The following is a 17101-nucleotide window of genomic DNA, read 5'->3' as shown; positions in this document are numbered from 1 at the left end:
TTTCGCCGCATGGGGCGCGCCGCATTCGCACCCGGGCGCTTCCTCCGGATCGACGACAGCATGGCTGCGATCCGCCGGGATTTCGACGATCTCAACGCCGGCGGACGGGCAGGGGCCTCGCGCATACGGCTCGATGAGACCGGCGCGTTCGATCTCGACGCCTCTGGGTTTCTGCATGGCCAGCGGCGCGCGGCGTTCGAGGATGCGCTCGCCGTTCGGCAAGGGTCGACGGCTCGCAACGCCTGGATTTTTCTCGGGCTCGGCGCGCTGTTCTTTCTTGGCTGGCTCTACCGGCTCATGACAATGACGTGGACCGCCAATGCGACGCTGACCGCGTTGCAGTTCACGCCGGCCTGCGCGGTCTTCTTCCTGCTGGCGTTCCGGTTCGGGCTCGAGAACTACCAGATCCGGATGCGTCGCAAGGTCACGGTGATGGAATATCTCAGCGCGCCCGGCGGCTTCTGGCCGCGCTGACGCAGCCCTCGACCAAGCGGCTTCGCAAAAGGGCGGGCGGCGCCAATGGAGCGCCGCTCACGGAGTGCTCAGAAAGCGTCAGAAAGTGCCGGGAGGCCGTAGCGTCGATCCTCCGCCAGCCCCCGTCGCCCATTCCGCCCCCTCGTAGTCGGGGCGTGAGGCCTGCGAAGCGGGCTCGACCGGCTTCACGATCGTTCGTTGAAGGTCGTAGACGGGCGGCCGCCAGATCGCGTCGGAGGAGCCATAGGCAGCGTAGGGGTCGTACCAAGGATTTCGGACGGGGGGAGAGGCGAGGGCGGCGTAGCTGCCGGGCGTGCGAAGGTTGCCCTGCGCGCAGCCGGTCATAGTCATGGCGCCGAGGACGAGGGCGAGCGGATAGAGGGGTTTCATGATGGGCTCCTTGGGATCCGGAGCCCATCTTCAGGACGATCGGCGCGAAGACCACGCTGTGATCCGGCGTGGAAAAGTGACCCCTGAGGCGGGGGATCGGCGTCCAAAATTGGCTCTGACTCACTTTTGATGAAGTTGAGGCGCCGTTTCGCCTGGTTCGCAGGGAATCAGCGCCATGCCATCTCTCCACGCCTCAAAGTTGCTCCCGCCCGGGTTCTCCGCTGTCGCTACGTCTAGCGATCGCGACAGCGCCGCCATTACGATCCGTGCGACAGGCGCAATCAGTGCGTGCCCGTCCTGTGGCGTCCTTTCGGATCGGATTCATAGCCGATATCTTCGACGCTTGGCGGACTTGCCGATCGCGGGACAGCGCGTCGTCCTGAAGCTCCTCGCCCGGCGGTTCCGTTGTGACGCGGCTTTGTGTGCACGCCGCATCTTCACGGAACGCTTCGACTGCAACGTCCTCGAGCCATGGGCGCGGCGCACAGTTCGGCTCGATCAGGTCGTCCATTGCCTCGCGCTCGCCCTGGGCGGGCGCCCGGCGGCGAGCTTCGCCCGGCGGTTGAGCATGCCGGTCAGCAACGACACCCTGCTTCGCGCCGTGCGCAGGCATGGCAGCCCAAGTTTCCCGCCCCCCGCGATCATCGGGATCGACGACTGGGCCTGGCGTCGCAACCAGCGATACGGAACGTTGATCTGTGATCTCGAACGCCGAAAGACGATCGCGTTGTTGCCGGATCGAGAACCGGCGACCGCCGAGGCGTGGCTGACGAACCAGCCTCAGATCGCCGTCGTGGCTCGGGATCGAGGGGGCGGCTACGCGCTGGCAACCCAAAGGGCGCTGCCCAACGCGGTGCAGGTCGCCGACCGTTGGCATTTGATGGAAAACGCGAGCCACGCGTTCCTCGACGCCGTGCGCAAATCCATGCGCCAGATTCGGGCCGCGATCGGAGCGGCCACGATCAATCCGGCCCTGCTCACCGCGGCGGAGAAGCTCCAATATGAAGGGTATCTGCGCCGTGAAGAAACCAACGCCGCCATTCTTGCGATGGCCAAAGAGGGCGCGACGATCAAGGAGATCGTCCGGCGCACCGGTTACAGCCGCGGTCTCGCCCGAAAGGTGCTTCGTGGCCAGCGGTCCGACATCTTCCGCGTTCGCAGCAGCTCGCTCGATCCCTATCTCCCCTGGTTGGACGAGCAATAGATAGCGGGGCGTCGCAACGGCTCTGAGCTCTGGCGCTCGCTGAGGCGGCAGGGATTTCGCGGATGCCTTCGCGTCGTCAGCGAGTGGAGCGGACGGCGACGGCGATCGGAAAAGACAGATGCGAGCGCAATAAGCCGCACGCCGTCCGCTCGAACCATCGCCCGGTTGATGACGGTCGGGCGCGACCGTCTCACCAAGGCCGAGACCGTAACCGTCGCTGCGATTGAGGACGGCGTTGAACTTCTGGTCGAGGCGCGGGCGCTCGTGGAGGAATTCCAAGGCATGATCCGAAGACGGGCGCTACCGGAACTCGATCCGTGGATTGACCGCGCAAGGACGAGCCTCGTCGCGTCATTCGCGAACGGCGTCATGAAGGACAAAGCGGCCGTGAGCGCCGCGATCTCGACGGGCTGGTCAAACGGCCAAGCCGAAGGCCAAATCTGCAAGCTGAAGCTTGTCAAGCGCCAGATGTACGGGCGAGGAAAACTCGATCTGCTCCAAGCCCGCGTCATCGGCGCCGCGTAGCCGTCATCAAAAGTGCGTCAGAGCCAATGTTCGACGCCGATTGACAGACCACGCGGGATCTACGGGCGAAGCAACTCTTCCAGCAGCGCCTGAAGCCGCGCCTTTTTCTCCGGCTCGTCTTGGTAGCCGCGGAAAGGTTCGCCGCGCTCGATCGCATCGGTGACGTCCTTGGCCATGTCGCGCATTTCGGCGAATGCTGGTCGGTCGCTTCGGCCGGCGATATGCGCGTTGATGAGCCAGGTCGCGATCAGCCGGAAGAGGTTGAGACCCCACTTTTCGTCGTGGGTCGACTGATGGGCCGCCAGTTGCTCGGCAATCGCCGCCTGCGCTTGGTCGAGGGCGTCGGTACGCTCGGCGAGTTGGGCTTGAAGCGAGGCAAGCTGGGCCTCGAGAGCCGCCGCGCGCGCCTCATGGCGCTCGGCACCCGCTTTCCATTCAAGCGCCTCCGATCGAAACATCCGCGCTTTGCCCAGATTGTGATCCGAGGTGGATCGGAGCGTTTCAATAACGGACGTCAGCTGATCGAGGTAAGACTGCTCGACCTGAACGGGCCGATGACCATAGATTACCCGTGCGACGAGCTCCTTCGTCTCGCGCTCGTCTTCGGCAGAAGATCGACCTTGGCTATAGCCGATAAGATAGTCGCTCCCGAACATCACGCATCCTCGGGCTCTGGTGAGCCGCCGCCCATATCGGTTGTCGCCTGCAAAGTCGTGTCTAACCCCGAGTTCGGTGGCGAAGTGGTTGTTGAAGCATCGTCGCGTGTTGGAGATCCTAACAACTTTTGACTGCCCTGTCCTCCGCCGCTTCCCCCGCCCGACGTGAGTTGCTTCGGGCTGAGGCTTTTCCGCACCGTGGACAACGTCTCGTTGGCCCCGATCAAAGCCGCGCCTCTCGAAAACTCGTCCATGTCGACCCGGTTCGCAGACGAGAACCCGATCATGCGCGGGATGTGGTGCGGGATCAGGGTGATCATGCGGAACGATGCGATCGCCGCCACGACATGCGTGAGCACAAAGATCGACAGCAGAACGAAGAGGCCGAGCCAGTTAGTGACGAGCCAGCCGTCGCCGAGCACAAAGGCGGCCGCGATCCCGAACGACATCCGGATCAGCCATGAGATGCAGGTGAAGATGAAGTAGCCGAGGAAGAGCCCGATCAGCATCAGGACCGGCCGGAACAGGATGTTGAACAGAAGCTCGTAGCCGGCGAAGCCGCGCCCGTGCAGGCCGTCGCCTTCGAAGGTGAGATGGGCGAGCATCCACAAGGGGACAGCGACCATCGCCTCGCAGACGAGGATCAGGTAGCCGGCGACGCCGGCGATCCACATGACCCAGGGGATCATCGGCAGGACGAAGGCGATCGTCAGGCCCGGGATCAGCAACGCCATGCAGCCGATGAAGATCGGCGTCGCGAAGAACTGCATGAGGACGCTGAGGCTGAGGGTGGCGACGGCGCCCGCCCAGTTCATCGTGAGGGCGTTGAACAGGGTGGTGGCGGCCGTTCCGGTGGTGGTCGAGGCGATGCCGGCGAGGCCGAGCGCCGTCATGGCGACAAGGATCATCTGATTGCCGAGCGCGATCAGGCCGCCGAACGGATCGGCCCAGTTCTGCGCGGTTGGGGAGAGATTGTCGACGAAGCTCTGGAGGAGGGTCGGGGTGAAGTTCAGCGCCCGGAACAGCTTCTCCATCATGCCGCTGCCATCCGTTCCGGTGAACGTGCCGGTCAGGGTGTCGGCGTTGCCGCCTGGCGAGGTCAGGCCGTCGGCGGTCGCGACATAGGTTTTGAGCTTGTCGAGCAATGAGCTCGAGGAGGTGAAGAGGGGCGCGATGTCGGCCTCAAGGGACGGAGACAGGCCCTCGAAGCTCGGCATGTTGACCGTTGGCGTGCCGCTCGCGAGCGAAAGCGTGAGGCCGTTGAGGCGGGCGAAGCCGAGGTAATAGGCCGCCGCCGAGGTCCACCCGAGGGTCGACAGCTGCACTTCGTTCTTGCTCAGGCCCAGATTGCCGTTGCGGGCGTCGGTCGAGCTCAGGCTCGAGCGCAATTGCGCGGTGATCGCCTGCGCGGCGCTGGTCAGCTGCTGCGTGTAGGTCTGGGTCGCGCTCTGATAGAGGCCGAGAAGCGGCGACAGCGCACCTTGAGTCTTGTTCTGCCAATAGGACTGCGCGATCGAGTCGATCTGGGGCCTCAGCGAACCGACGATGCCTTCGAGAATCGAACGCTGCTGGGTCGCCATGTCGACCGTCACGCTTCCAAGTGTCGCCGGCGCGGCGGAGGAGTCGGCAACCGAAACCGAGCCGCATGTCGGAGACCCGGTCCCGTTCCCGGCCGCCAGCGAATAGGCGTAGGTGACGACGGCCCCCTTGCCGCTGTTGACGACAGTCGCGGACGGGGCGGGAACCAGGGTCGTGGCGGTCGCCTGGTTGATGAGGCTGCGGCAGAGTTCGTCCTCGATGAGGCCGAGGACGATGGTGCGGGTCCCGGGAATGATTGGATCGGCGATCACCATGGCGTCGGGGCCGATCGCCTGGACGGCGTTGGCGTAGAGGGTGCGCGCCATGCCGATTCCCCACCCGGCTACCTGCATCACACCCGCCTGCCCGACCGAGAAGCCCGACGACAGCGGGAACATCATGATCGCCGCGAAGCCGATCCGCACCGCGGCCATCGAGGTCATGGCGCTCGTCAGGATCTGCGCCGATTCGGAGACCCGGTGGATGTTGATGATGGTGAGGTAGCAGAGGAAGAACATGGCGAGCGCCATGACGAGGCCGGTGATCTGGCCGAGCAGGGTTCCGATCAGGGTGGCGGCGGTCCCGGTGTTGGTCGGCGGGGTTCCGCTGACCGGAAAGACGCTTTGCAGCATCTGCCAGGTCCAGTCATCGCCAGGATCGAGCGCCGACCAGCTGATGTTGAAGCTGGACGAACCCGTGGTCGAGGACGTCTGGGCGAGAGCCGCGTCAATGGACAGGAGGACGAGGGCTAGGGCGAGAAGGAGGGACCGGCGACGGATCATCATGGGCGGCCTCGGGGCTAGCGGATTATCCGAGGCTGCCGGATGACGGCGCGAACGAGACCCGTCCGAAAACGGAAAGAGTTGGCCGCGCGAAGCGCTCCGACTTCGAGAGCAAGGCCTATGGAAGGCCTATGGAAGACTACGGCCCGAAACGTGGGCTCGGCGAAGGGCCGCGCACGTCCGCGTCGCCAGTGAACGCCTGACGGATGGCCGTGAAGGCTTTTTCGACTGCCTCTCTGCCGCCCTCGAGCGCCTCGTCGAGAGCGTTCTTACCGTCCTTGAGCCCGGGGAGGGTCCTGGCGGCCGCGCCGATCTCCTGATCGAGGGTTTCGAGGCGGGCGAGGTTGACGTCGGCGCGCGGACGGGGCGCCGAGATCATGCCAGCCCGCGTCTCTGCGTAGCTTGAAAGCGCGCCCGACGCTTTCTCGTAGGCCGCCGCGAAGCCCTCGTCGTGAGAGAGGGCGACGTTGAACTCCTTGCGCAGATCCTCGAACGCGCCGCCGGGGCGCATTTCGGAAAGGACATGCTCGATGCCGCCATTGGCGCTGGCGGCGTCGCGGATCTTGGTGAGGATCCCGGTCGTTTCCTGCCGCTCAAGAGCCTCCAGCGAGGCAAGAACAGCGGTCCCGGCCTGGGAGGCGCCCTTGATCTCTTTCGCGTCGCGTCGCGCTTGCATGCGGTCGGCGGTGAAGACGTCAAGCTTGTCGCGGAGACCGCCGGCAGGGGAGGCTGCCTTCGCCGTGGCGTCCGGCGCAGTCGAGGCTGCGGTGGAGGCGGAGGCAGTCGCGCCGGGCGTGGGCGCCGTCTGCGGCGCGGGGACCCTTGCCTCGGGCCGGCGAAGGTTGTCGAGGATGCTTTTGACGGCGAGCCGATCAAGGAGGGAAGGCGTCGGCGCTCGCGCGTCGCTGGAAGCTGCGGCGTTGGAAGTTGCAGCCTTGGAAACCGCGGCGGGAGCCGCCGGGACAGGCGGCTCAGGGCGACGGAGACCGCCGGTCAGGGCTGCGGCGACCATCGCCGCCCCGTTCAGCGGGGCCACGCCCTGCGGGCTTCGCGAGGCCTCGTTCGGATGGTCCTGGGCTTTCGGGGAAGAGGGGACGACGGGGGTTAATTGGCCCTGCTGAGGCTTGACGCCGACGGCCGCGGAACGGTCCCGTGACGCGGCGTCGGCGGCGCGGGGCGGCTCAGGCGGGGACGCGGGTTCGCGCGGCGCCGGAGGCGAGATCGGCGTTTGCGCGGAGTCGGACGGTGTGGCGGGCGCGCGTTTCGTTGGGTCGTTCGCGGGAACTTTGACCGCTGGCGCAGTTGTCTGGAAAGGCGCCATCGCCGTGAGAGCGTCGATTTGCCGGCCGCTCGACGCGTCGCGATCCTCGGTCGGGTTGTCGTCCTCCGGTTGCGAAATCTTGACCGGTTCGCCGCTCAACGCGGCGATCTGGTCGGCGGGACCGACGCGACTCTCAGGGCCGGCGGGGAGGGGGGTAGAGGGAGCCGGGTCGGCCATGGAGATGGGGTCCTTTGTTCGGAGAGTGGAAGCGGGGTCAGTTGATGTTCGGCGTAGACAGGGGCGCGGTCGGCTGGAAATCGTGCTCGACGTCCGCCGCCATGTGCGCCGCTGACGTCGAAGCGTGCATGATCCCGACCCGGAGAAGCTGGGTCAGGAGATAGTTGGTCGAGGCGAGTTCGAGCGCGATCTCGCGATTGACCGAGGCCGGCGGCATCGCCTGCAATTGCGCGGCATAGTTCACGTCCGAGTAGCGGCGGTTGGCGTCGAGCATGAGGACTTGCAGCCATGATCCCGTGCCGACCGGCGTCAGCCCTTCGTTCTGCATCTGTGTCTGCTGGGCGCTGTTGAGGGGCACCGAGGGGGACTGGATTCCGACCGCGTAGTCGAGCACCTGGCGCGCGAGAGAAATCCTCGCGTTATAGGCGTGGCGACGAATGCTGGCGTCGCGGCCGACTTCCGACGTCAATTGGTCGCCGCGCAATGCGGCGGGGACGATCGGCTGGACGAGGTTGGTCACATAGTCGTTGGCGGCGGTCACGCCCGCCTGGCCGGAGAGCGTGCCGGTTCCAAACAGGGTCGAGGCGCGCTGGTCGGCGTTCGGGGTCGAGGAGAGGGAGCATAGCCCAGCCGTCGCCTCGGGCGGCGCGCAATAGCGTGCGAAATGCAGCTGCGCGATCGCCGCGATCGCTTGCGACTGTCCGTAGAAGGCAGGCTGGTTGGGGCCCGCTTCGCCGCGCGTGTCGGCGACGTCCTGGATGGACTGGGTGACTTTCCAGCTCTGGCCGCCGCTGACGGTGACGGTCTGACCGCTGTCGAGGGCGGCGCAATGAAGCGAACTCGTCGTGTGCTCATCGCGGATGCCGGCGTTGCGGATGTCGCGCTGGAAGCGGGCGTTAGAGGTCAGCGCGCCGTCGACAATCTGGCTCTGCGCATCGACCTGCGCCTTGGCGTAATTGGCGTTCTGGGTAAAGCCTTGCTGGAGAAGCGCGGTCACGCTTCCGAACTGGGCGCTCCCCAGCAAGGTCCCGAGCGGCCCCGTCGCGGTGAGTTGGTTGGTGATCGAGGTGAGCGTATTGGACATCGTCTGCTCGATCGCTTTGATTGCGACCTGCACGGCGTTGTTGGCCCAATCGAAGACCGCGATCTGGGCGAAGGCGGGCGAGGCCCCGAACACGAGCGCGCCAACCAAAACGCCCGAGGCGGACGAAAGCAGCAATCGGGATTTGGGCATGGACGCTCATCCTCAATAGAGACCGAGAAGGGATGTGATCGAGTAGCCGGTCGGGGCGACGGCGTTGCCGGTGATCGAGATTTTGCCGCTGCCTGTGCTTCCCACGCCGATCGACATGATCGTCGGGCCGCCGCCGCCGATCGAGATCTTCGGGCAGGAAAGGCCGCCGCCGAGCGTGCTGCCGCCGAGGAAGCCCATCTTGAATCCGGTGAGGGTGATCCCGCACTGCGCCTTGCCGATCGTGCTTTGCCAGATCGAGGTCAGCTTGCTGCAGATCTGGCTCTCGATGGCGTTCAAGAGGGTCGTCGGGTTGAGGAGGTTGATGACGACATTGAGGCCCGCGCCGTTGAAGAACTTGTCGAGGCAGGTGAAGTTCTTGACGCTCTGCGGTTTGGGGATGTCCGTGTCGTCGGCCGAGACTCGAGACGTCGCGGCGTTCGCGGCGCTCTGGATCAGGGTTGTGCAGGATTCGCTGCCGGTGGTCTGGGCGATCGCCGGGGATGCGGCCGCGAGCGCGACGGCGAGGAGGAGGGCGCGGGGGGCCTTCATGGGCGGTCTCCGGCGCGGTCAAGCGCAGCGGCCTTGCAAGCGCGTTGGAGCGCGGAGAGCCGGGGAGCCATGGTCACGCGCCGAAACAATTGCGTCCGCGCGATACGATCGGCGACGCCGGAGGCGGCGATTCCGGGCATCAAGGCGGCCGGCGCCCCGGAATCGCGGCCGCTCTGGCGTTCGAGGAAAGCGATCAGCCGCGAGGCCGTCAGTTGCGAAAGGACTTTTGCGGTTTTCGATACGGCCGGGGTGCGCGCGAAATGGCCCGCCATGCTCCGCCGCTCTCCGTCGTTCGCCCGCGTGATCGCGTCGGCGAGCGCGTCGAGCGCCTTGTCGATGTCGTCCGGCGGGTCGGTCGACGGGGCGAAAGGATAGCGCGCGTCGATCCAGTGGTCATGGAGTACGGGGTCGGTCATGGCGGTCTCTGCATCAAGATGATGAAGGCGAGCCTGGCGCATCGCGGCGCGAACGAGATCGGGCTCTCGTCAAGAAAGTTGGGGCTTCCTCAGCGCGGAGTTGGGATTGGCTCGATTGTCACCGCAGCGCCGACCACGGAAGCGGTAAGACCGAGCGGGCGGAGAGCGTCGGAAAGCGTGGGGCGCCACGCCTTGCCGCCTTTCCAGTCGACCGACGCGTCCCTATCGACCGTTTCGCCGAAAGCGACGAGAAAGCGGGCGGGAACAATCTGGCGGACGGCGAAGCGCAAGGGAACATGGGTACCGAAGCCGACGAGCGCAGGGTCGGGCGCGGCGGGTCGGATTTTTGGGTGAGGTTTTGGCCTCATCGGCGCTGTCGAAGGCGCCGCGGGAGTCGCGGCGGCGTCCGTCGCGGGCGGCGAAACCATCACGAATTCGGCGGTCGCCGGCGTCACGAAGCCGACAGTCGCCAGGATCAAGCCAGTCAAGCGCATGATATCCTCCATCGCACTGCAGGCGGTAGAGCGCTGCGGCGCGAACGAAGGTGATAGAATTTGGGTGGGATGAGTGCGGCTTCGGATCACGGAATTCTAAGGCGATGTGAATATCCGATCGAACCGTTATGGTGCGGCTCCGCCGGTCACGCTAAACGACGGCGATGAGCGGCTGAAGGGAGGGCGGATGGGTCATGACGCGTCGTGAAGGGGGCACTTTTGAGAACAGCGAGGCGTTTATCGAGGCGCAAGGAGCGTTAGGGCGAAAGATCAAGCGGCTGCGCGAGCAGCACGGACTCAGCCAGCGCCAACTAGCCAGCATCGCCGACGTATCGGGGCCGCATTTTGGGCTGATCGAGGCCGGCGTTGGTAATGTCAGCTTGCTCGTGCTGGTCAAGATCGCGAAGGCCCTCGGTGTTCCTGTGTCGGATCTGTTTGAGGGGATCGGCAGTTCGAAAAGCGCCATGGACAGCGCGATCGTGCGTCTTGCGGCGAATCTGGAGAAGGCCGTGGATCACCTCCGCCGCCGCACGGACGAGATTGCCCGCTTTGCCAACGATTTCGAGGACTTCATGCAAGCGTATGCGGAGCGCAAGGAGCAGGAAGAGCCGCGCCCGGCCGAAGGCGAACGCGACCCGGATGTCGTTCGGAAGAGGGGAAGACAGCGGAAAGCCAACCCCCCCGAAGAAGGCTGACCGCGCGGCCGGGGAGGCGCTCGCCCGGCGGCGCGTCCAAAGATTGCATAAAGCAGCGTTGGGAAGCGCTGCGCGCAGGGCGGTCCGCCTCCGCTGTTTCCTTCAAACACCCTCAGGCTGCGCACGCGCTCATGTAAACCCTTGCGGGTCGCTTCGAACTCGACATGACAAGCGGCGCGGCCTCCCGCGGGCGAACCCGGTCGAAAGACGGCGAAAGGGTCAGATCAGCGCTCCTCACTACGGCTCACGGCGGCGTTGGGCCTCGAATGGCCTGTGACCGAAAAACCACAGTTCCAGACAAATCATTGTTCCCTGCCAGGCGGGTCGCTCCGCAGACGGATTAACTACGGCCCGCAACCATCGCAAATGTAGATGTTTTATCTGCGTTCATGACGGTGGGTTGTCACGTGTTTTGCCGCTGCTTTTGTTTCTTCGGTAAAGTTGCGTGCTCGTTATGCCGCACATAGTGTGTCGTCATCGCGTCAGAAACGAGGCCCGCCATGCTCGCCGTCCATACTTTCGCCGATCGTTCTCCGATCTCTATCGTCAGCGTTGAGACCGTGCTAGCCGGCTGTTCCGAGGAGTCGCCGGTTTTCGTTCCCCCGAAGTGGTCTCGGCGATTGATGCGCCCCGCGGGCGATCCGGGAGGGCATGTGGCGACGCTCGACCTCTTGCTTTCGGGAATGGCGGGCGCCGGCCACGGGGTGGCGGCGCTCTCGTTCTATCTGGGGCTCGACGAAGAGGAAGTCCGCGAGCGAGCAGCGTCCCTGGGGCTTCCGGAGCCGGCGGAAAAGCCGCTTCGCCGGCCGGCCTCGGCGAAGCCGTGGTCGGTCTGGGATGTGCGTCTCCTGATCGCGCTCTGGCTCGATAATGTCTCGGCGGCGTCGATTGCCGCGACCCTCGGTCGGTCCCAATCGAGCGTCCATGGCAAACGCCGCTGGCTCGGCCTTGGCGTGCGAGACCGGAAGCGGCTTACGGAACGTCCAGTCGTCGAATGTCGGGCGACCGCTTTGCCGTGGAAGCCAACCTTCGACGTCGGCGCGATCGTCGCGCGGCTGTTCAGTCCGACGCACGGCCGATTGCCGGTTATTCCCGAGATGGATCCGCGTGTGCGGTTCCCGGTCGACGTCAAGTGGGTGCTTGGCCGGGACAAGGACAAGGACGAGCGGTTCTCCATCCTCGGCTTTGCGGGTTTGAAAGCCGCGGCGATCGCTGAGCGCATGCTGGTCGAGTTTGGCGTGCGTCTGACCGAGTCGGCGGTCAACAACCGGATTTCGCGGTTGCAGATCGTGCGCGATCGTCGCGACATGATCAGCGAATACGACGAAGGCGCCGTCGAGCGCCGCGCGGCCGAGGCGATGAAACGTCTCGGGGCGACGTTGCGCACATGCTCCGAACTCAATCGCTCGTTCTGGTGGTGCAAGGCGAAAGGCGGAAACCGTTCGACCTGCCGGGAATTCGGCACCAAGAAATTCCAGGCTCGCAAAGCCGAACGCAGCTGCTGCGAAGTGACGGCGCTGGCCTGAGCCGGTTGTTCGGCGCCAAGGGGGACTGAACGCCGCCGACGTGAACACCACGATTATCGACGCGCGGCCCTGACGCCTCGAACCTATGCGTTCGATCGCGGACATGACGGTGTGCTGCCATGTCGGAGCCTTAGGGGTTTCAGGAGCGGCAGAGTCCAACTGGCCGGCGCGTCTCATGATCTTGCTTGCCTGTCGACCTCACGCGCTGCGCCGAGGGCGCTTAAGCGTTGTCCACAAGGTCGCGATCGGCGCCGAGCGCGGCTCTGTTTTTTGCCTGCCCGACGTTCCTGTTCGCGCCGTGACCCCTGAGGCTGCAGCCCATGGAAAACCAGCGCGCCGCCGTCGCCCGAAAACTGTCCGATCCGGACTTTCAGTCGTCGCTCGTCAATAGGAGCCTCGGCCTCGTCATGGGCCTCTCTGTGGCCCTTGCGGCGTTCGTGATCCACGACGCCTATATCTGGGCCAATCCGCCGACGCCCAAATATTTCATTGTCGACGGCGAGCATGCGCCCCGACCGGTCGCGGCGCTCGACAGTCCGATCGTCAACGACGCGCAACTGCTCGATTGGACGGTGAAGTGGGCCTCCGCGCCCTACAACGTCAATTATCACGACTATCCGGAAGAGCTGAACACGGCGGGGCGTCACTTCACCTTGAACGGCTGGCGCACGTTTGCGGAAAGCTACATCAAGTCGGGCAATTACGAAGCCATGAAACAGGGCATGATGCTCTGCTTCGCGCAGGCGCAACGTGCCGCCGTCATCATCGAGACCAGGATCCAGTCGGGCGCGCTCGCCTACCGCATCCAGTTCCCGATCCTTCAGACCTGCCAGAACAGCCAGCAGGCCAACACCCAGAAGATGATGCTGACGGCGCTCGTCGTCAGGACCAACGACGAGGATCATCGCGACGGCATCGCGATCGATCAGCTCGTCGCCGAAGCCCGGTGAGGAGGCAGTGGTGATGTCGCGCAGAACGTTTCGCTTGGCTTGTGCTGTCGTGGCGCTGTCGTGCCCCGCATTCGCCCAACAATCTCCGCCGCAACCGGGCAATGCGTCGGCGCCGTCCGCCAAAGCCGACGTCGAGCAGGCGATCCCGCTGACGCCCGGCATGATCCGCGATCTCGGGCGACGGGTCGGCGACAACAGGCGCGCCGAGGAAGAGGTCAACACGGAGATCGCCTCGCCGATCAGCCGGCGCGTCAATGTCTCGTTTGCTCCGGGACAGTCGACGCCGATCGTGCGGATCGTCAAGGGCTACCCGACCGCGCTGAGCTTCTTCGACCGCACCGGCCAGCCGTGGCCGATCGAGTGGGACACCAACTCCAATCCGGCCGGACAGGCGAACAACGGCAATTGCAACCAGGGTCCGGCTGGCGGCGGCGGCCCTGCCGTCGCCAGCGCGGGTTTCTATGTCTGCACGCCGACGCAAGGCTCGAATGTCCTGCAGGTGGCCGCGGCGTCCTTGCAGCCGCGCGGCGGGCTCCTGGTTACGCTGAAGGGCGCGCCGAAGCCGATCTCGTTCATGCTGGTCGCGGGCGGAGGAACCTACGACGCCGATCTCACGGTGCAGGTGGGGGAGCGAGGGCCGAACGCCAAGGGTCCGGCGACCGGCCCGGTCGCGCCCGACACTGCTTCGCCGTTCCTGACCGCAATGCTCGATGGCGCGCCGCCCGCCGAAGCGGAGCCGCTCGCGGTCAGCGGGGTCTCGCCCGATGATCTGCGCGCCTGGAAGGTGGGGAACCGTGTGGTGTTGCGCACCCGCTTTGCTTTGATCTCTCCGGAATGGCTGGCCTCTCAGACCGGCGAGGGCGGCGTCACGGTCTATTCCCTGCCTGTCACCCCGATCGTGCTGCTCTCGCAGGACGGTCGAACGATTTCCGCATCTCTTTCGGAGCCATGACGTCAATGACCCTCATTCCTGCAAGCCATTCGCGTTTTGCGTGGTTCCGGAGCGGCCTTCTCGGCGGCGCCGGTCGAGGCGGCCCGCTGCGGCTCGTCGGCATCGTCTCGGTGATCGCTCTCGCCGTCGGCGTGGCGATCTTCGCTTCGACGCACAGCAATCGGTTCCTGCCGCAGTCCCAGGTCGTCAAGATGAAGCCCGGCAATCTGCTGCCGGGCGGCCTGCAGGGCACGCCGACGCAGGATGCGCTGCTGAAGACCGATTCGCAGGAAAAGGCCCACAAAGCCGAAGAAAAGCACGAGTCCTATACGCCGCCCATACCGAGCTCCTATCCGTTCAACGGCCCTCCGCCAGGCGAGGTCGGCGTGGGCGCGTCCCCGGACTTCCGACCGACGCTCACCAAGATCGATACGCCTCCCCCGCCGGCGATCGTGCCCGAACCGCCGCCGGCCTATACACCGCCTGAGCGGCTGTCGCCCGAGCACGAGATCAACGGCGCCCGCGTCGAGCGGATCGCCTCTGACGACAGCGCCGCCGAGGCGGCCGCCGCAGACGCGCAGGGCGCCCATCAGCAACGCCAGAAGGCGATCGGCGACATGCTGGGCTCCTGGAACACGAGGCCGCCGCAGACGACGGTCGTGCTGGAGCCGGCGGTCCTGAAGGAAGGCGCGGGGGATCCTCCGGCGCTCGGCAAGGGGACGGCAAGCGGGACGCTCCTCGAGAAGGTGCTGGTCCCGGCGGGGCGTGGCGTCTACGCCCATACGGTCGTGGCCGTCGATTCCGACACCAACGGGCCAATCGTCCTCGAAGCCGACACGGGACCGATCGCGGGCGACCGGATGATCGGTTCGTTCTCGAAGTCGGGCAACGACCGGCTGATCGTCAGGGTCGAGACGGTCGAGCATCGCGGCAAACCGCTCGAGGCCAACGGAATCGTGGTTGCGCCGGATTCGATGGAGGAAGCGGTCGCGACCAGTGTCGATCAGCATTATCTTGAGCGTTTTGTCTTGCCGGCTGCGGCGGCGTTCGTTCAGGGACTGGGGACGGCGGTCGCGATGGGGAACTCGACCACCACGGTCAGCCCATTCGGAGGCACGACGCAAACCTTTGGGCCTCTGACCGTCAAGCAGGAAGCCATGGTCGCCGGCGGCGCGGCGGCCCAGGCGGTCGGTAACGCCATGACCGCTTCGATCCCAAAAGGTCCAACCGTTCATCTGGCGGCGAATGTCTCGGTCGGGGTGATGTTCCTGTCGAACGTCTCGATCAAATAGATCGCGCTGTCAGACCGACATTGCGATTGGCGGCCCCGTGGTTGGGGCCGCCCTTTTTCTGTTCGGTCTTCGCGCCGTGCGCCGTCACCCTCGGGACTCATGATCTCGCTTGGGAGATGGCTCGATGAACGCGCATATCCGTTTGGTCTCGTCCGAGACTGTGGCTGAAGACGTCAACCATCATGACGCTCATGAGAACGGTGAAGGCCGCGACGAGGCCACGATCGGGCTTCCGGAGGAAGGCGGGTCGAACCGGAACGACATCCTTGGCGACGGCCCGCCGCCCCTCGTCGCCGAGCCCGAGGACCGCGCGGGCGGGGCGCGCAACGCCGAGAGAGGATCGAAAAAGGTTGTCGCGAAGCTGATCGCGCTCATCTGGCCGCCGAAGCCCAAGGCGTCCGCGCTTGTCGACTGGGAAGATAAGGGCGAGGGCGGAGGGGAGGGTGAGCCGAAGGAGGAGGCGCCGGCCAGCGCTGCGGAGGGGAGCCAAGGCCCTGACGGCGAGCCTGAGAACCCGGCCGACGCAGAAGGCGATCGTGCTATCGTTGACAGCGACCGTGATGGGGACGGCGCCGCGCTCGCCGCCAAAGCAAAGCGTCCGGTCCCGAAGCGCAAGGGCGCGCTCGCGGTGGCGCTTGTAGCCAGCGTCGTTATTCCTGCGCTCGTCGTCCTGAATTGGCCCCGGAGCGCGCCGCAACCCGTCGTTGAGCCTGGCATGCTGGCGGATGGACAGACGAAGGTGATGGCTCCGTCCGCCGCGCTGGCGACCGCGCTGCCGAGGGAGGAACCCAACGTCTCGCGCGACCGGCCGCGGGTAGAAGAGACGCGGCGCGACGAACTCACCAAAATGATGTCCTTCAAGGGCGGCGACAGGGCTGCGGACGGATCATCGCCGAAAGCCGACGCGCCGGCGGCGGCTCCGTCTGCAATCACCGCTCGCCTGAAGGCGGAACCCTCGCCCGCGACAGCCGCGCCTGCGGCTCAGCCGCCGGTCGTGGCTCAGGCGCCCGAGACGGCCAGCCCCGCGCCAGCGCATCCGGCATCCGAGAGAACCGCTGTTCCTCCGGCCGCCCCCGAAGCCAAAGCGCCGGGGCCGGCGGAGCAGACGAAGGCGGTGGACGTGGCGCGAGCCCTCGCACCCCTTCCAGTGACTCCGCCGCCCTCGGCGCTGATCGAGACGGCGAGAGCGGCTGACGCCGCGCAAGCGCCCGCGCCGAAGGCGGTCGACGTCGCGCGGCCGCCGGCGTCCCATCCGGCCACGCCGCCGTCCTTGGCGCCGACGCCTAGCGCTGTCACCCCTGCGCCGTCGGAACCCGGTCTTGGCGAAGCCGCGAAGATCGAAGTGCGACTGGCCGAGCTGGAGACGGCGGTGCAGGACCGTTCGAACGACGCGCGGGCGCGGCTCGAAGCGGAGAAAGCCGAAACGCATACGCTCGAAAGAATCGCCGAACTCGGGGCGCTGGTGACGCGCCTGACGGGGCAGGTGAAGGACTTGCAGGACAAGGTCCAGACCCTCTCGACAGGCGCGGAGGAAAAGTTCGCCGATCTGACGCGCCGGGTCGCGCTCGGCGAAGCCGATCGCGCCGTCGCGAGCGCGGAGAATGCCGGGTCGAGGGGTTCGGCGGCGTCGCCGAAGGAGAAAGGGTCGGCGAATGGTTCCGAGGCTCAAGACCGGACGCACATGAAGGTCGCAGCCGCGGACGTGAAGCGCACGTATCGCATCCAGGCGGCCTCTCCGGGACTCGCCATGCTGACGGCGGTCGACGGCAGTCCTGACGACAGGCCGGTCGAAGTGGCGATCGGAACGGAACTGCCCGGCTACGGCAAGGTCGTGAGCATCGAACAGCACGGCGAAGCCTGGGTGGTGAAGGCCGATCGCGGCTCGATCGAGTAAGGGGCCGGGATCC

Annotated in this window: 15 protein-coding genes and 1 pseudogene; 8 read left to right on the top strand and 8 right to left on the bottom strand. The window is 65.9% G+C overall.

Annotation, left to right across the window (positions count from 1 at the left end; translation table 11 throughout):
- Nucleotides 1-60: 60 nt before the first annotated feature.
- On the top strand, nucleotides 61-474 hold the full coding sequence (locus DFR50_RS24555) for a hypothetical protein (protein WP_147262901.1): 414 nt from the start codon (nucleotides 61-63) through the stop codon (nucleotides 472-474).
- A 78-nt stretch (nucleotides 475-552) separates the two neighbouring features.
- On the opposite strand, the gene DFR50_RS24550 is transcribed toward DFR50_RS24555, so the two are convergent.
- Entirely contained in the window at nucleotides 553-864 is a 312-nt protein-coding gene (locus DFR50_RS24550; protein ID WP_113891909.1) for a hypothetical protein, read from the bottom strand.
- A 175-nt stretch (nucleotides 865-1039) separates the two neighbouring features.
- On the opposite strand from DFR50_RS24550, the pseudogene DFR50_RS24545 reads away from it, so the two are divergent.
- Nucleotides 1040-2593 (top strand): annotated as a pseudogene (locus DFR50_RS24545) (ISL3 family transposase).
- 59 nt (nucleotides 2594-2652) lie between these two features.
- On the opposite strand, the gene DFR50_RS24540 reads toward DFR50_RS24545, so the two are convergent.
- The 7 genes from DFR50_RS24540 to DFR50_RS24510 all read right to left on the bottom strand — a co-directional run bounded on the left by DFR50_RS24540 (nucleotide 2653) and on the right by DFR50_RS24510 (nucleotide 9890).
- Nucleotides 2653-3249: a hypothetical protein gene (locus DFR50_RS24540; protein ID WP_113891908.1), complete on the bottom strand. Its 597-nt coding sequence runs from the start codon at nucleotides 3247-3249 to the stop codon at nucleotides 2653-2655.
- Nucleotides 3249-5612: a DotA/TraY family protein gene (locus DFR50_RS24535; protein ID WP_113891907.1), complete on the bottom strand. Its 2364-nt coding sequence runs from the start codon at nucleotides 5610-5612 to the stop codon at nucleotides 3249-3251. Before DFR50_RS24535 ends, DFR50_RS24540 begins: the two co-directional genes overlap by 1 nt.
- Before the next feature lie 136 nt (nucleotides 5613-5748).
- On the bottom strand, nucleotides 5749-7107 hold the full coding sequence (locus DFR50_RS24530) for a hypothetical protein (protein ID WP_147262900.1): 1359 nt from the start codon (nucleotides 7105-7107) through the stop codon (nucleotides 5749-5751).
- Between the two features lie 37 nt (nucleotides 7108-7144).
- Nucleotides 7145-8341 carry a hypothetical protein gene (locus DFR50_RS24525; RefSeq protein WP_113891905.1) on the bottom strand — a complete coding sequence of 399 codons (1197 nt, stop codon included), beginning with the start codon at nucleotides 8339-8341 and terminating at the stop codon, nucleotides 7145-7147.
- 12 nt (nucleotides 8342-8353) lie between these two features.
- Nucleotides 8354-8890, bottom strand: a complete 537-nt coding sequence (locus DFR50_RS24520) for a hypothetical protein (protein ID WP_113891904.1) — start codon at nucleotides 8888-8890, stop codon at nucleotides 8354-8356.
- Complete coding sequence (locus DFR50_RS24515) at nucleotides 8887-9306, bottom strand: hypothetical protein (RefSeq protein WP_147262899.1); 420 nt, start codon at nucleotides 9304-9306, stop codon at nucleotides 8887-8889. The genes DFR50_RS24520 and DFR50_RS24515 overlap by 4 nt, the downstream gene beginning before the upstream one ends.
- An 89-nt stretch (nucleotides 9307-9395) precedes the next feature.
- Entirely contained in the window at nucleotides 9396-9890 is a 495-nt protein-coding gene (locus DFR50_RS24510; protein ID WP_147262898.1) for a hypothetical protein, read from the bottom strand.
- A 104-nt stretch (nucleotides 9891-9994) separates the two neighbouring features.
- Between DFR50_RS24510 and DFR50_RS24505 the strand changes: the two genes are divergently transcribed.
- The 6 genes from DFR50_RS24505 (at nucleotide 9995) to DFR50_RS31640 (ending at nucleotide 17088) form a co-directional block, all read left to right on the top strand.
- A complete protein-coding gene (locus tag DFR50_RS24505) occupies nucleotides 9995-10495 on the top strand; it encodes a helix-turn-helix domain-containing protein (RefSeq protein WP_113891901.1) in 501 nt (166 codons plus the stop codon).
- An 839-nt stretch (nucleotides 10496-11334) separates the two neighbouring features.
- Entirely contained in the window at nucleotides 11335-12021 is a 687-nt protein-coding gene (locus DFR50_RS24500) for a hypothetical protein (RefSeq protein WP_210209030.1), read from the top strand.
- Between the two features lie 320 nt (nucleotides 12022-12341).
- Complete coding sequence (locus DFR50_RS24495; protein WP_113891899.1) at nucleotides 12342-12971, top strand: DotI/IcmL/TraM family protein; 630 nt, start codon at nucleotides 12342-12344, stop codon at nucleotides 12969-12971.
- 13 nt (nucleotides 12972-12984) lie between these two features.
- Entirely contained in the window at nucleotides 12985-13923 is a 939-nt protein-coding gene (locus DFR50_RS24490; RefSeq protein ID WP_113891898.1) for a DotH/IcmK family type IV secretion protein, read from the top strand.
- A gap of 5 nt (nucleotides 13924-13928) precedes the next feature.
- A complete protein-coding gene (locus DFR50_RS24485) occupies nucleotides 13929-15194 on the top strand; it encodes a DotG/IcmE/VirB10 family type IV secretion system protein (RefSeq protein WP_113891897.1) in 1266 nt (421 codons plus the stop codon).
- A 1342-nt stretch (nucleotides 15195-16536) separates the two neighbouring features.
- The gene (locus tag DFR50_RS31640; protein WP_147262896.1) at nucleotides 16537-17088 is read left to right on the top strand and encodes a hypothetical protein; all 552 of its coding nucleotides are present in this window, start codon (nucleotides 16537-16539) and stop codon (nucleotides 17086-17088) included.
- The last annotated feature ends 13 nt before the right edge of the window (nucleotides 17089-17101 follow it).

Source organism: Roseiarcus fermentans (assembly GCF_003315135.1).
GTDB lineage: Bacteria > Pseudomonadota > Alphaproteobacteria > Rhizobiales > Beijerinckiaceae > Roseiarcus > Roseiarcus fermentans.
Note: the sequence above shows the minus strand (reverse complement) of the source record. Positions and strands in the feature narration are given on the sequence as shown.